15 protein-coding genes and 1 rRNA gene are annotated in these 14223 nt (G+C 66.7%); 12 read left to right on the top strand and 4 right to left on the bottom strand.

The window, feature by feature from the left end; all coding sequences use genetic code 11:
* Positions 1-4 precede the first annotated feature (4 nt).
* Positions 5-2896: a vitamin B12-dependent ribonucleotide reductase gene (locus EV644_RS26105; RefSeq protein WP_132191571.1), complete on the top strand. Its 2892-nt coding sequence runs from the start codon at positions 5-7 to the stop codon at positions 2894-2896.
* Positions 2897-3165: 269 nt separating this feature from the next.
* Positions 3166-5196, top strand: coding sequence for a glycoside hydrolase family 3 protein (locus tag EV644_RS26100; protein ID WP_132191572.1), 2031 nt, complete (start codon positions 3166-3168; stop codon positions 5194-5196).
* Positions 5197-5259: 63 nt separating this feature from the next.
* On the opposite strand, the gene EV644_RS26095 is transcribed toward EV644_RS26100, so the two are convergent.
* Entirely contained in the window at positions 5260-5718 is a 459-nt protein-coding gene (locus tag EV644_RS26095) for a hypothetical protein (protein WP_132191573.1), read from the bottom strand.
* 12 nt (positions 5719-5730) lie between these two features.
* On the opposite strand from EV644_RS26095, the gene EV644_RS26090 reads away from it, so the two are divergent.
* From EV644_RS26090 to EV644_RS26080, 3 genes are all read left to right on the top strand, one after another.
* Positions 5731-6453 (top strand): hypothetical protein, encoded by a 723-nt coding sequence (locus tag EV644_RS26090; RefSeq protein WP_132191574.1) that lies wholly within the window; start codon positions 5731-5733, stop codon positions 6451-6453.
* Positions 6454-6512: 59 nt separating this feature from the next.
* Positions 6513-7430, top strand: coding sequence for a hypothetical protein (locus EV644_RS26085; protein ID WP_132191575.1), 918 nt, complete (start codon positions 6513-6515; stop codon positions 7428-7430).
* Positions 7431-7547: 117 nt separating this feature from the next.
* Positions 7548-8009 (top strand): class I SAM-dependent methyltransferase, encoded by a 462-nt coding sequence (locus EV644_RS26080; RefSeq protein ID WP_206751503.1) that lies wholly within the window; start codon positions 7548-7550, stop codon positions 8007-8009.
* Positions 8010-8049: 40 nt separating this feature from the next.
* Here EV644_RS26080 and EV644_RS26075 read toward each other — a convergent pair whose 3' ends face one another.
* Positions 8050-8883, bottom strand: coding sequence for an aldo/keto reductase (locus EV644_RS26075; RefSeq protein WP_132191577.1), 834 nt, complete (start codon positions 8881-8883; stop codon positions 8050-8052).
* Between the two features lie 157 nt (positions 8884-9040).
* Here EV644_RS26075 and EV644_RS26070 point away from each other — a divergent pair, with 157 nt between their 5' ends.
* Positions 9041-9670 (top strand): hypothetical protein, encoded by a 630-nt coding sequence (locus EV644_RS26070; protein ID WP_132191578.1) that lies wholly within the window; start codon positions 9041-9043, stop codon positions 9668-9670.
* Positions 9671-9694: 24 nt separating this feature from the next.
* Positions 9695-10255, top strand: a complete 561-nt coding sequence (locus EV644_RS26065) for a hypothetical protein (protein ID WP_241998827.1) — start codon at positions 9695-9697, stop codon at positions 10253-10255.
* 53 nt (positions 10256-10308) lie between these two features.
* On the opposite strand, the gene EV644_RS26060 is transcribed toward EV644_RS26065, so the two are convergent.
* The gene (locus tag EV644_RS26060; RefSeq protein ID WP_199240005.1) at positions 10309-10596 is read right to left on the bottom strand and encodes a hypothetical protein; all 288 of its coding nucleotides are present in this window, start codon (positions 10594-10596) and stop codon (positions 10309-10311) included.
* 137 nt (positions 10597-10733) lie between these two features.
* On the opposite strand from EV644_RS26060, the gene EV644_RS26055 reads away from it, so the two are divergent.
* Together EV644_RS26055 and EV644_RS26050 are read left to right on the top strand one after the other, a co-directional pair.
* Complete coding sequence (locus tag EV644_RS26055; protein WP_132191579.1) at positions 10734-11123, top strand: helix-turn-helix domain-containing protein; 390 nt, start codon at positions 10734-10736, stop codon at positions 11121-11123.
* 81 nt (positions 11124-11204) lie between these two features.
* Positions 11205-11414 (top strand): KTSC domain-containing protein, encoded by a 210-nt coding sequence (locus tag EV644_RS26050; RefSeq protein ID WP_132191580.1) that lies wholly within the window; start codon positions 11205-11207, stop codon positions 11412-11414.
* A 21-nt stretch (positions 11415-11435) separates the two neighbouring features.
* On the opposite strand, the gene EV644_RS26045 is transcribed toward EV644_RS26050, so the two are convergent.
* Positions 11436-11759 (bottom strand): YciI family protein, encoded by a 324-nt coding sequence (locus EV644_RS26045; protein ID WP_132191581.1) that lies wholly within the window; start codon positions 11757-11759, stop codon positions 11436-11438.
* Positions 11760-11939: 180 nt separating this feature from the next.
* Between EV644_RS26045 and EV644_RS26040 the strand changes: the two genes are divergently transcribed.
* The 3 genes from EV644_RS26040 to EV644_RS26030 form a co-directional block, all read left to right on the top strand.
* Positions 11940-12167, top strand: a complete 228-nt coding sequence (locus EV644_RS26040; RefSeq protein WP_132191582.1) for a hypothetical protein — start codon at positions 11940-11942, stop codon at positions 12165-12167.
* Positions 12168-12272: 105 nt separating this feature from the next.
* On the top strand, positions 12273-13604 hold the full coding sequence (locus tag EV644_RS26035; protein WP_132191583.1) for a serine hydrolase domain-containing protein: 1332 nt from the start codon (positions 12273-12275) through the stop codon (positions 13602-13604).
* 527 nt (positions 13605-14131) lie between these two features.
* A 16S ribosomal RNA gene (locus EV644_RS26030) occupies positions 14132-14223 on the top strand; the annotation flags it as partial.

The following is a 14223-nucleotide window of genomic DNA, read 5'->3' as shown; positions in this document are numbered from 1 at the left end:
AACCATGACAGAGACGGTGACCGGCCACTCGGGGTCGACCAAGAGGTCGGCGGCCGGGTTCCGTGGGCGGAAGAACGCCCCCGCGGGACTCACCATCGAGCGCATCTTCACCACCGAGGGTGTTCACCCGTACGACGAGGTGACGTGGGAGCGTCGCGACGTCGTGCAGCAGAACTGGAAGACGGGTGAGACCGTCTTCGAGCAGCGCGGGGTCGAGTTCCCCGACTACTGGAGCGTGAACGCCTCCACCATCGTCACCACCAAGTACTTCCGCGGCGCGGTCGGTCACGACAACCGCGAGTGGAGCCTCAAGCAGTTGCTGGACCGGGTCGTGAAGACCTACCGCAAGGCCGGTGAGGACTACGGCTACTTCGCCGCCCCGGCTGACGCCGAGGTGTTCGAGCACGAGCTCACCTGGATGCTGCTGCACCAGTACTTCAGCTTCAACTCGCCGGTCTGGTTCAACGTCGGGACCTCGTCCCCGCAGCAGGTGTCGGCCTGCTTCATCCTCGCCGTCGACGACTCGATGGACTCGATCCTGAACTGGTACAAGGAGGAGGGCCTGATCTTCAAGGGCGGCTCCGGCGCCGGTCTGAACCTGTCCCGGATCCGTTCCTCCAAGGAGCTGCTGCAGTCCTCCGGCGGTACCGCGTCCGGCCCGGTCAGCTTCATGCGCGGAGCCGACGCCTCCGCCGGCACGATCAAGTCCGGTGGCGCCACCCGCCGCGCGGCCAAGATGGTCGTGCTGGACGTCGACCACCCGGACATCGAGGAGTTCGTCGAGACCAAGATGCGCGAGGAGGACAAGATCCGCGTCCTGCGCGACGCCGGCTACGACATGGACCTCGGCGGCCGCGACATCACCTCGGTGCAGTACCAGAACGCGAACAACTCGGTGCGCGTCACCGACGAGTTCATGCGCGCGGTCGAGGAGAAGGGCGAGTTCGGCCTGCGGGCGCGGATCGACAACTCGATCATCGAGACCGTCGACGCCCGCGAGCTGTTCGACAAGATCAGCCACGCCGCCTGGGCGTGCGCCGACCCGGGCATCCAGTACGACGACACCATCAACGACTGGCACACCACCCCGGAGACGGGCCGGATCACCGCGTCCAACCCGTGCTCTGAGTACATGCACCTGGACAACTCGTCCTGCAACCTGGCCTCGCTGAACCTGATGAAGTTCCTCACCGACGACGACTCGTTCGACTCGGAGAACTTCGTCAAGGCCGTCGAGCTGATCATCACCGCGATGGACATCTCGATCTGCTTCGCCGACTTCCCGACCGAGGCGATCGGCGACACCACCCGGGCCTACCGGCAGCTGGGCATCGGCTACGCCAACCTCGGCGCGCTGCTGATGGCGACCGGCCACGCGTACGACTCGGACGGTGGTCGCGCACTGGCGGGCGCTATCACCTCCCTGATGACTGGTACGTCGTACAAGCGGTCCGCCGAGCTGGCCGGCATCGTCGGCGCGTACGACGGGTTCGAGCGGAACAAGGACGCGCACACCCGGGTGATGCGCAAGCACGCCGCAGCCAACGACGCGATCCGGACCGTGCACGCGATCGACAAGGACGTGCAGAAGCACGCCACGGCCGCCTGGGACGGCGTGTTGAAGATCGGCGCCAAGAACGGCTGGCGCAACGCGCAGGCCTCGGTGCTCGCGCCGACCGGCACCATCGGCTTCATGATGGACTGCGACACGACCGGCATCGAGCCGGACTTCTCGCTGGTCAAGTTCAAGAAGCTGGTCGGCGGCGGCTCGATGCAGATCGTCAACCAGACGGTGCCGCGGGCGCTGCGTCAGTACGGCTACACCGAGGAGACGATCGAGGCGATCGTCGAGTACATCGCGGAGCACGGCCACGTGGTCGACGCCCCGGGCCTGAAGACCGAGCACTACGAGATCTTCGACACCGCGATGGGCGCGCGGGCCATCAAGCCGATGGGCCACGTCCGGATGATGGCGGCGGCCCAGCCGTTCCTGTCCGGCGCCATCTCGAAGACGGTCAACCTGCCGGAGACCGCGACGGTCGAGGAGATCGCCGACGTCTACTTCCAGGGCTGGAAGCTCGGCCTGAAGGCGCTCGCCGTCTACCGCGACAACTGCAAGGTCGGCCAGCCGCTGTCGGACTCCAAGTCCGCCAAGGCCAGCGCGGCCGCGAAGGAGGCTGAGCCGGTCGTCGAGAAGATCATCGAGTACCGGCCGACTCGCAAGCGCCTGCCGAAGTCGCGTCCGTCGCGCACCACGTCCTTCAGTGTCGGTGGCGCCGAGGGCTACATGACGGCCGGCTCCTACCCGGACGACGGGCTGGGCGAGGTCTTCCTGAAGATGGGCAAGCAGGGCTCGACCCTGGCCGGGGTGATGGACGCCTTCTCGATCGCGATCTCGATCGCGCTGCAGCACGGTGTGCCGCTGGAGACTTACGTCCAGAAGTTCACCAACCTGAAGTTCGAGCCGGCCGGTCTGACCGACGACCCGGACGTCCGGATGGCGCAGTCGATCATGGACTACATCTTCCGCCGCCTGGCGCTGGACCACCTGTCCTTCGACGAGCGGTCCGCCCTGGGCATCTACTCGGCGGACGAGCGTTCCCGGCAGCTCGACACAGGCTCCTACGAGCCGGCTCCGGTCGAGGTGTCCGAGGCCGAGTCGCTGAAGTCGATCGAGCCGGTCGCGGAGAAGGTCGAGATCGAGGACGCCTCGGTCGACGCCGCGGCAGCCAAGCCGATCACCTCCGCCGAGGTCCGCACCACCGCCGAGATGTTCGAACTCATCACCGGCACCTCGGTGGACGCGCCGCTCTGCTTCACCTGCGGTACCAAGATGCGCCCCTCGGGTTCCTGCTACGTCTGCGAAGGCTGCGGCAGCACCTCAGGCTGCAGCTGACCCCTGGTTGATAGCGCCACGGCCCCCGGGAACTTCCCACATTCCCCGGGGGCCGCAGCGCGTCCACCCTCCTGCCGCTGGGCTGAGTCAGCGCTCATTCGTGGATCGCCGTTGCTGGCAATCGATTGCACGACACCGCGATCCACGACTCGGCGGCGGTTGTGCTGCCGTTCGGCGCAACAGGGGGTGCGAGAGGTTGACCCGGGCGGGTGATCGCCAGAGTGTGACCAGGAGAGCGCTCCATCTCCTACTCGCCCGAGGAGCAAGTCATGCGTTTGAGCGAATCACCTCGTCGCAGTTGGGCGCGCCGTACGACCTTCGCCGTCGTGCCGATCGCCCTCGTCCTGGCGCTCGCGCCGACCTCGTCCGTCGGCGTCGCACCTGCGCCCACGACCACGTCGTACGCGACTGATCAGTCAGCCCGGCCGCAGATCCGTAACAGCGGTCAGGCGTATCTCGATGCGAAGCTGCCGGTCGGGAAGCGGGTCGAAGACCTGCTCGGCCGGATGACGCTCGAGGAGAAAGTCGGGCAGATGACGCAGGCCGAACGTGGCGCTGCGGCCAACGACCCGTTGCTCGTCACGACCTGGAGACTGGGGTCCGTGCTGTCGGGAGGTGGTTCGGTCCCGACGCCCAACACGCCTCAGGCCTGGGCGGACATGGTCGACGGCTTCCAAGCACAGGCACTCCAGACCCGGCTGCAGATCCCGATCGTGTACGGCGTCGACTCGGTGCACGGCCACGGGAACTTGCTAGGGGCAACGGTCTTCCCGCACAACATCGGGCTCGGTTCGACCGGGGATCCCAAGCTGGTCGAGCGAATCGAGCACGTCGTCGCCGAGGAGACTCGTGCGACCGGGCCGCAGTGGGCCTTCGCGCCGTGTATCTGCGTCGCCCGCGACACCAGGTGGGGGCGGACCTACGAGAGCTTCTCGGAAAGCCCCGAGCTGGTCACTCGGTTCGCGTCCGCCATCGAGGGCTTCCAGGGCAAGCACACCAAGGACCTGAAGGCCGCCGACCGGGTGCTGGCAAGTGCCAAGCACTACGCGGGCGACGGTGACACCGAGTTCGGTTCCGCCGCCGGTGACTACACGATCGACCAGGGCGTGACCGTCACGAACCGGCGCGACTTCGCGCGGTTCGACCTCGCGCCGTACGTCGACGCAGTACAGCGGTATGACACCGGCACGGTGATGCCGTCCTTCTCCAGCATCGACTGGACCGAGGACGGGATCGGCAATCCGATCAAGATGCACGCGAACCGTGAGCTCATCACCGACGTGCTGAAGGGCAAGCTCGGCTTCGACGGTTTCGTGATCTCCGACTGGGAAGGCATCCACCAGCTCCCCGGAGACTATGCGAATCAGGTCCGGACCGGTGTCAACGCGGGCACCGACATGTTCATGGAGCCGTTCTCCTACCAGGCTTTCGAGACCACGTTGCTCGCCGAGGTGCGGGCCGGCCGTGTCTCGCAGGCGCGGATCGACGACGCCGTACGGCGGATCCTGACCAAGAAGTTCGAGCTCGGGCTGTTCGAGAAGCCGTACACCGACCGCACGCACCTTGCTCAGGTCGGATCACCGCAGCATCGGGCGCTGGCCCGGGAGGCAGTCGCCAAGTCGCAGGTGCTGTTGAAGAACGCGGGCGGCCTGCTGCCGTTGAAGAAGAACGCGAAGGTGTACGTCGCGGGCCGCAACGCGGATGACATCGGTAACCAGGCCGGCGGCTGGACCCTCAGCTGGCAGGGCGCGTCCGGTCAGCACCGGATCCCCGGCAACACGATCCTCGACGGCATCCGGCAGGTCGCACCGGGCGCCCAGGTCACCTACAGCAAGGACGGCTCGGCACCGACGACAGGCAGCGACGTCGCCGTCGTCGTAGTCGGCGAGACCCCGTACTCCGAAGGCTTCGGCGACGTCGGCGGTCCCAGCTGGGGCTTCGACCCCGAGGACGGCGGAGTACTGCGCGAACCGAAGAGCCTCGACCTGCAGCCGGGGGACAAGGCGGTTGTGGACAAGGTGTGCGGCGCGATCGCGAAGTGCGCGGTACTGGTCGTGTCCGGACGCCCACAGGTGATACCTGCGGAGCAGCTGGGCAAGATCGATGCCTTGGTGGCGTCGTGGCTTCCTGGCTCGCAGGGCGAAGGTGTGGCGGACGTGCTGTTCGGCAAGAGGCCTTTCACCGGCAAGCTGTCACACTCCTGGCCGCGGAGCGCCGATCAGGAGCCGATCAACATCGGTGACCGCAACTACGACCCGCTCTACCCCTTCGGCTGGGGCCTTAGAACCCACGGACACTGACCAGGGTTCCGTCCGAGCCGGCGGCAGCTGAGCCGGCTCGGACAGACACCTGTACGCCGGGGATTAGGTCTTGTCTTCCCAAATCCTGCCGGGGGCAGCGCGTCGTTGCCCCCGGGGCGATTGTGCTTGTGCTGGCAGTGTCGGCGGTGTCATCATCCGGGGCATGATCAAGAGAATCGAGTCTTCCGCCCGCCGGTGAGCGACGCTACCGGGACGCTGAAGCCCGGACCCCTCTTCGAGCACGCGGCGCGGCTTCATCGGCTCCATCCGGACGGGCCACTTCCAAACGATGGGCAGCCATTTCCCGACGAAGCATTCCATCGCGAGATTCGACCGCTCAGACCAGCTGATCAGCAGGCGATCGGGCAGGATGTCGCTCGTCTGCTCGATGATCATTTCGCTCGGACCGGATCGGCTCCCGGTGAGCTGGCAGGCGCGTTCCACAACTTCTACGTCTCGATCCACGAGATTGATCACCTCATCGCGGCGGCCGAGCGGGCTGACCGAGCCCAGGTCCGCCATACCGGCCGCTGGTTGGTGCGCCACGGAACGGACCGGTGCGCGGTCACCGTCGGTCTGGCACTGCTCGCCGCGGTCGGCACGGTCGAGGACATTCCGCTGATCCAGACGATCGGCCTGCTCTCCAATCGCTTCGGTCCGCTGGCAGCAGCCGCACTGGAGCGACTCCCCGGCGGGGCGGCCGCCATCCTCTGGCTAGCCGACCGGGTCAGCGGCTGGGGCCGGGTCTTCGTCGTCGAAGCGCTCTGCCGGCTCGACGATCCGAGTGCCCACCCATGGCTGCTTCGCCGAGCGTGCGACGGCGAGTTCCTCAACGGATACTTCGCGGGCCGAGTCGCGGTCGCGACCAGACTCCACGACGCAGGGGACGAATTCGACGATCCTGAGGTCGTCGATCACACCGGTCGGCTCCTCCTGACCATGTCGTACTGCGAGGGCATGGGAACCAGCCTCTCGACCTACAAGCACTCCGCGACTGTCCTGGCTGTGCATGCCCGTCAGGCCGCCTTGCTGCCCCCAACTCTCGAGCGCGTCTTCGTACTCGCGATGCTGGCCCAGCATCTGACCTGCGAACCTCTCCCAAGAGCAGTTTGCACTCCCGCTCAGCAGCAGGAGCTCTTGGCAACTTATCGTTCGACCCTCGACCTCGGGTCCTGGAAACGAGCGGCGCAGGTCGGTCTGGACGCCAACGACCAGCGGATGCTCACGCTGGTGAAGTTCCTGGGCCTCCGCCGGTAGGCGGCGAGTGGCGGTGGCTCCATGTCGCCGCAGCGGGCGTGTCCAGTACCGTCGGGAGGGTGGTGGAGGCTGGTGGTCTCCTAGCGGCTGGTGGGGTTGCGCTGGCGGCGGGGGACTGGGTGGCGGCGCGGGATGCGTTCGGCGAGTTGGTCGGGAGGGGCGAGACCGCCGAGGGCCTTGCCGGCCTGGGTACCGCGCACTGGTGGCTGGGTGACATCCGGGACGCCTTCACCTGCTGGGAGCGGGCGTATGCCGAGTTCAGCCGCACCGATCCGGCGGAGGCAGTTCAACTGGCTGTGGGGTTGAGCATCCTCTACGTCGCGAACGCCGGAAACCGCGCCGTGGCAAGAGGTTGGGCCGCGCGGGCAGTTCGCCTTGCTGAGCCCCTGGATGCGCCGGTTCTGACGGCGTGGGCACTGTTGGCGAAGGCCGACACCGACGACGATCCCGCTAGAGCCGCCCTCGCCGCGGAGGAGGCGCACCGGATCGCCCTCGAGACCAAGGACCACGATCTGGAACTCTGCGCGCTCAGCATGCGTGGTTCGCTCCTGATCGATCTCGGCCGGGTCGGCGAACGTACTGCGCTGCTCGACGAGGCGCTGGCAGGAGCGTTGGGCGGCGAGGGTTCGAGCCTGGACACGGTGGTGTTCACCAGTTGCCTGTTGATGCGGTGCTGTGTTCGAGGCGCCGACTTCAGCCGGGTCGTGCAGTGGACCCGCTCGCTCGACGGCTTCATCGCGCGCTACGGATGCCCGTACCTGCATGCGGTCTGCCGGGCGTCGTACGGCGCAGTACTGATGTCGACTGGTGATTGGGCGAGAGCCGAGGTGGAACTGGCGGCCGCAGCCGAGCTGGCGAAGGAGTCGTTGCCCGCGGTCCAAGCCGAAGCCGCTGCCTACCTGGCCGACCTGCGATTGGGGCAGGGCAGAGTTAGGAGGCCAGGCAACTACTGGAGGGGTACGAGGACCACCTCGTAGTACGGCCTGTACTGGCTGCCGCTTACCTTGCAGGCGGGGAGACGGCGACTGCGGTCTCCTATGTACGGCGGCAGCTCGACACCACCACGGGGCGTCACCTGGAAGAGGCTCGGCTTCGTGAGGTGCTCGGCGAGGCTTGTCTCGCCACGCGAGGAGGCTGCCAGGCTCGGCCTGCCGAACGCCGAGTTCGTAGTCCGCGATGTGTCCGAGCTGGGGGAGACCGACCGGTTCGATCTGGTCACGGCGTTCGACACCATTCACGACCAGGCCCATCCTGCGCAGGTGCTGGCCGGTATCGCGGCCTCCCTCCGACCGGGCGGCGTGTTCTTGATGGTCGACGTCCAGGCGTCGAGCAACCTCGAGGACAATCTCGACAAGCCGCTCGCCACGTTCCTCTACGGCGTCTCCACGATGCACTGCATGACCGTGTCGCTGTCCCTCGACGGCGACGGTCTCGGCACTGTCTGGGGACAGCAGAAGGCCGAGCAGATGCTCGCCGACGCGGGATTCTCCACTGTGGAGGTCGCCCACGTCGACGCGGACGTCTTCAACGCCTACTACATCGCCACCAAGGACTAGAAGTCTGTACCGCGGTACCTAGAAGCCTGTACTGCGGCACTCAGTGGCCGGTCTTGTCCGAGTCGGCTGGGGCTCGACCGGTCCCGTCCAGGGCTGACAGCGCGGCCAGTTCTTCGGCTGTCAGCTCGAAGTCGAAGACCGCGAGGTTCTGCTCGAGGCGCTCGCGGTTGGAGGACTTGGGGATCGGTACGAGGTCCTGCTGGACGTGCCAGCGGAGTACGACCTGGCCTGGGGTTTTGTCATGGGCCTTGGCGGCTGCTGTGACGGTGGGGTGGTCCAGGAGGTCGCTGCCCTTGCCGAGTGGGCTCCAGGACTCCGTGACGATGCCATGGGCGGCGTGGAAGTCGCGCTCCGCCTGCTTCGTCCAGATAGGGCTCAGCTGGATCTGGCTGACCTCGGGGGCCACACCAGTCTCGTCGATCAGCCTTTGCAGGTGGGACGGCTTGAAGTTGGAGGTGCCGATCGCGCGCACCAGGCCCGCCTCGCGGAGCTCGATCAGGCCGCGCCACGCCTCGACGTACTGGCCGTGCTCCGGGTTCGGCCAGTGGATCAGCAGCAGGTCGAGGTATTCGACGCCGAGCTTCTCCGCGCTCACCTCGAACGCCGCTCGCGCCCCCTCGACGCTGTGCCGATGCTTGTTGAACTTCGAGGTCACGAACACCTCGTCCCGCGGTACTCCGGACGCCTTCAACCCCCGCCCGACGCCCACCTCGTTCCGGTAGGCCTCCGCGGTGTCGACCAAGCGGTACCCGACCTCCAGCGCCTGTACTACGGCGCGCTCGACCTCGTCGTCGTTCATCGGCGAGGTGCCGAGGCCCAGCCGGGGCAGACGGGCTCCGTTGCTCAGCGTGACCGTCAGTGCGAGATCGCTCATCGGACATCCTCCAGGTGGTAGGCGCTCCCGCCACCGTATCGGTGGACGCATCCGTGGACTCATCCGTGGACCGGGAGGCGAAACTGTCGGCGGGCTGGGTCATGATGGGTCGGGACCTCGGAGGCCGGGGGACCGGGGCTCGTTCGAGGGGTGGGCGATGAAGAACCGATTGATCACGCTGGTGGACCTCGGCCTGGACAGTTCCTTCGACGCCTCGATGACCTTCGTGCAGGGGATCACCAGCAACATCAACGCCGGCTGGAACAGCCCGGTGATCGACGTGAACTTCGTCCGGACCCGCGACCACGAGACGGCCTTCTCCGCGCTCACCACCCCCTCGACCGTGCTGCACGTGATGGCGCACGGTGACCACAGCGAGGAGCCGTCGTTCCTGTCGACTGACGGCCAGACCCAGGTGTCCCTCACCGCTCTCGCGGACTGGTTCCTGGACCGGTCGTGGGGCATCGCCAGCGGAGTGGTGATCGCCGACGGCTGCAAGACGGGCATCGGCAAGTGGCAGCGGGCGATCCGCGACTGCCTGCAGGACGAGATCACCTACATCGGCACCAGCACGGTGATCGGCTGGTACGAGGCGACCGTCTTCTGCTCGGCCTTCTACGGCGCCCTGGTCCGCAACCGCGGCCTGGGGAAGAGCCCCGCCGAGCAGGGCTGGGACGCCGCGGACCGCGCGATCCGCGCCTACGAGACGCTCACTGACTCCCGCTGCCCCTACAAGCCGGTCCTGCTGACCCCCTCCCGCCGAGCCCTCCGCTCCCTGGCCGGTTGACCGCCGACGCGAACTGTCGCCAACGTGCGGCTCCCGTCGGCCTCGCCCGACTACCAGTTCAGCTTCTCGGCCATCGTCCAGTGGTCGCCCATGCTCTCCGGTTCGCGGCATGCGCATCTCGGCAGCGTTGCCGTCGACGCATTGCTGAGCCGCGCGAAGGCGCTGACGATCGGCCAGCAGCCCACGGAAGAGGCACTCAACCAGCACCGCCTCGCCGCCCTGCTCGGCGAACCGGATCTGGACGAAAGGGGCCACGTGCGAACGTGGGCGACCAAGGTCTGTCTCAAGCTGTCCGACGCCGACCTCAAGCACCTCCAGGTCGTCACCGCCCTGCACCGCAAAGCGCAGACCTCGTCGCTGGAACGTCAACCGGAGCAGGAGAAACGCGCCTATCCCAGGGATGAGGTGCTGGCGACTCCCGGCTCGGCCGCGGTCTGGTGGCTCGCCAACAATCCGGGTGAGGTCGCGAAGTGCGTCGACCTGCTCGGCACGCTCACCCGGCTGTCGGCGGATCTGCCGGTCGAGGCGCTTGAGGACGGCCGGGCCGACGACAACGGACACGCTCAGCTGATGCTCTCGGAGTAGTCGGTAGGGCCGGCGACCTCTTGCAGGGGGTTGCTGCGCCGGCCCTACCGAGTTCAGTCGAGCCATCGGATCGTGGTCGCGCCGTTGTGGCCGTGCACTGACAGCAGAGCGTCGACGCCGTCCTGCCAGATGGTTGTCGTCGGGTAGCGGCCTCCCCAGTGCAGGGTGACCGAGCCGTCGGTCCACTCGACGCCCTCCGCAACCACCCCCGTACCGCTGACTCCGGAGATATCGACGTGCCGCACGAGCTGGAACCGCCGTGGGCCTGTCGGCACGGCGATCTTCAGGTGACGCCGCCGCGGCCGGAGCATCGTCGCGGGTCTTCCGCTGGTCTCGTCCATGTCCGACAGTCAACGCCCGCAGCCGGCGCCGAACCACGAACCGGCGCTGTATCCACAGGGCACTGATCAGGCACCCACACGCTCATCCGATCGTCGTAATCTGATTGCACAGAGTAGTCGAGGCTGGGAGTGAGCCGATGACAGTCATCGATCAGTGGACCGGCAGGCATGCGCGTGCCTTGCAGGCGGCGATGCGCCTGACCAACGAGGCGTTCGCCGAGCACCTCGGCGTCTCCCCACGGACGATCGCGAAGTGGCGCGAGCGCCCCGGCATGGTGCCCAGCCCTCAACTCCAGGAGGCGCTGGACACCTCCCTCACCCTCGCCACCGAGGACACCCGCACCCGCTTCGCCTCGAACCTCAACCTCCCGCCGCCCGACGACGACCCGATCACCCTGGACACCTCTGTGGTCAGCCAGCTCCACGCCGTCGTCGGCGAGCTGGCCCGCGTGCTCGCCGCCCTGCAACCCCCGAAGGCCCCGATCCAGGCGGACACCGCAACCCGTCTCGACGAAGTACAGACGTGACCGCGGTCGAGAAGGTTTCGGGCCGCCGGGCCGGGCATCATGTCCGAGGTCGAGGACGTGATGTCGGTGAGGAGACGCGCGATGAGGCGGCGGCTGGTGGAGTCGGCGAGTGTCAGGTCGGTCGGGTACGACGTCGCCGCGCGCACGCTGGAGGTGGAGTACGTCAACGGCAGCGCCTACCAGTACTACGACGTCCCCCAGCCGACGTACGCCGGCCTCCTCGCGGCTCCGAGCATCGGCGCCTACGTCAACGCCGAGATCAAGCCGTACTTCGAGTTCGCCGAGATCTGAGCGCACTACCTCTGGGCGCGCCTACATCGGCTGGATCTCGAAGATCTCCACCGCGAAGCGGCCCTTGCCTTCGGACAGGAACGGGTGGCCGGCCAGCAACGCCTGGGCGGCGTCGAGGTCCGCCGCCTCGACGATGGTGTAGCCGTTCTGGTCACTCGGCTTGGTCGCCGACCCGTCGTCGCGTACCGAGGCCTTCGGAACCAACGGGTTCCCCTGGTCGACGATCGCGGACGCCGCCTTGCCCATCCACTCGGTCCAGGCCTTCATCTGCGCCTCACCCTGTTCGGGGGTGAAGTCCTCCATCGGGGTGGCCGGCCCGCGGTACAGGTACAGGTACTTGCTCATGGTGATTCCCTTCCGTCCCGCGACCGCCGAAACGCCCGCGGACCGCCCCTGGTGGGCGCTCACAGAGCTGACGAACGAAGGGGCTGCGAATCGACAAGGAGGTTCAAACGTTTTCGCTGCGTGGTCGGCGGGCACCAGATTGTGGATCCACGGGGGTGGACCAGTGTCAGGAAGGTAGCCATGCGCACTCGTAGAGCTTCTACGACAGGTTCTCGCATCGTCACGATCGTTGTCGTCGTCTGGTTGTTGATCGGTGTCGCCGCCGCAGGGCAGCGAGAGTACTTCTCCGGTTCGGACGCCACCTGCGCCAAGGTGGGCACGATCCTCGTGACCATCATTGCCGGGCCGCTGAACTACATCGGCGCCAACCCGAAGATCGACTGCGAGGCACCCCAGCCGTCGCGCTGACCGAGTCACGGCCGCGGACGCCTGGCACCCCGGGCCTCCGCGGCCGTTCCCTGCCCCCGTCGCGCAACTAGGCTCCCAGCAGTTGAGCCAGGGGAGGCGACGGAGTTGACCGACGTACTGCGGGACGGGATCGGGGCGGAGCTCGAGAAGTTCAAGGTGCCGGGGGTCAGCTGGGCGCTGATCGACGGCGGCGAGATCGTCGACCGGGGGAGTGCGGGAGTCGTCGACGCCGGCCGGGCGGATCCCGTCACGCCGGGCACGTTGTTCCAGGCCTGCTCGATCAGCAAGCCGATCGCGGTCTTCGCCATGCTCCGCCTGGTCGACAGAGGTCTACTCGACCTCGACGAGGACGTGAACCGTCGGCTCGCCTCCTGGCAGCTACCACCCACCGGCGACTGGCAGCCCGTGGTCACATTGCGCCACCTGGCGAGCCACAGTGCGGGTCTGACCGTGCACGGGTTCCCCGGCTACGCACACGACACCGAAGTACCGACCGCCTTGCAGGTCCTCGACGGCGTCCGCCCGACGAACACCTTCGGAGTACGGGTCGACACAGTGCCCGGCACCCAGTTCCGGTACTCCGGCGGCGGAACCGTGATCATGCAGCAACTCTTGGAAGACGTCACCGGTACGCCGTTCCGGGAGCTCCTGCGCGAGCTGGTTCTGGACCCGCTCGAGATGTCGTCGAGTGACTACGCACAACCTCTTCCCGATGAATCGCATGCGCGTGCTGCCACGGCACACGACGAGTTCGGACGCGCGGTAGAAGGACGCTGGCACACGTACCCCGAGCTGGCGGCCGCCGGCCTCTGGACTACGCCCAGTGACCTCTGCACCTTCGCCATGGCCATCCAGAGCGCGTACGCCGGTGCCGACGGAGCGCTCCTGTCTCCGGAGCTGGCGAGGGAGATGCTCACTCAGCAGGTGCCGTCGTCCGATCGGATCGGCGGTCTGGATGCGCTCGGTCTCGGGTTGTTCTTGGGGAACAGTGGGGCCACCTTCGGCCACAGTGGTGGCAACCACGGCTTCAAGTGCCACCTGCTGGCCTACCGGGATACGGGACAAGGCGCCGCGGTGATGACCAATGGCGACAACGGTTCGTATGTCGTGCAGAGGGCCTTCGCCACAATCGCCTCGTCGTACGGGTGGAAGGACTATCCCGCGGACCTGGACGAGCCGGAGTGGCCCGGGCTCGACGAGCTCGCGGCGCTCGAGGGCACGTACGAGTTGCGGCCGGGCGCGACGTTCACCGTGGTGCGGGACGAAGGCCGGCTGTCGGTGACCTTCCCGGGGCAGGTGCCGATGACGTTCGCGCCCCGGTCGCACGGGTCGTTCGGCTGCCGTACGGCGGACACCGTGCTGCGTGTGGAGGAGCCTGGCAAGGCGCTCGTCTTCGTCCAGAACGATGAGGAGATCACCTGTCCGAAGGTGGCCTAGATCAGGGGTCCGGACAGGGCCCTGACCCCGATTTGCATCTTCGCCGCGAACGTCAGTAATGTTCCCCCTTGTCGGAGCGAGTGCGGGACGCGAAAGCGGCCGGACGCCCCGAACTCCCTGAAGGTCCTGGCTACCGAAACACGCCCTGAGCGGGTTTCGGGCACTGAGACGTGCAGAGAGGCTAGGACGAAAGAGGCCGATTTGACCGGCTCCGGACGAAATAGTAAAGTTTGGCGGGTTGCCCCGGAGCTTCAAACGAAAGAATGAAGCGCGGTGTGCGTCCGATTCTTGAGAACTCAACAGCGTGCCGAAAGTCAATGCCGAAATTTAGCATTTACCCCGTTCACGGGTCTCGGTGTGTGGGTCTGCTGGCCTCTTCGAGGTTGGTGGGTTCGCTCATTGTTGATTCGTGTCGGATTCCTTTGTAATTTTTCTGGATTCAAGTCAGTTTGATTTGTTTCTGATTGCAATGGATCGTTTTTCGTTAGTCTGTTTTCCACGGCTTGTCCGTGGTTGACATATGGATTTCAACGGAGAGTTTGATCCTGGCTCAGGACGAACGCTGGCGGCGTGCTTAACACATGCAAGTCGAGCGGTAAGGCCCTTCGGGGTACACGAG

Source organism: Kribbella orskensis (assembly GCF_004342085.1).
Taxonomy (GTDB): Bacteria; Actinomycetota; Actinomycetes; order Propionibacteriales; family Kribbellaceae; genus Kribbella; species Kribbella orskensis.
The sequence above is the reverse complement of the archived record's forward strand: the minus strand, read 5'-3'. Positions and strand labels throughout refer to the sequence as shown.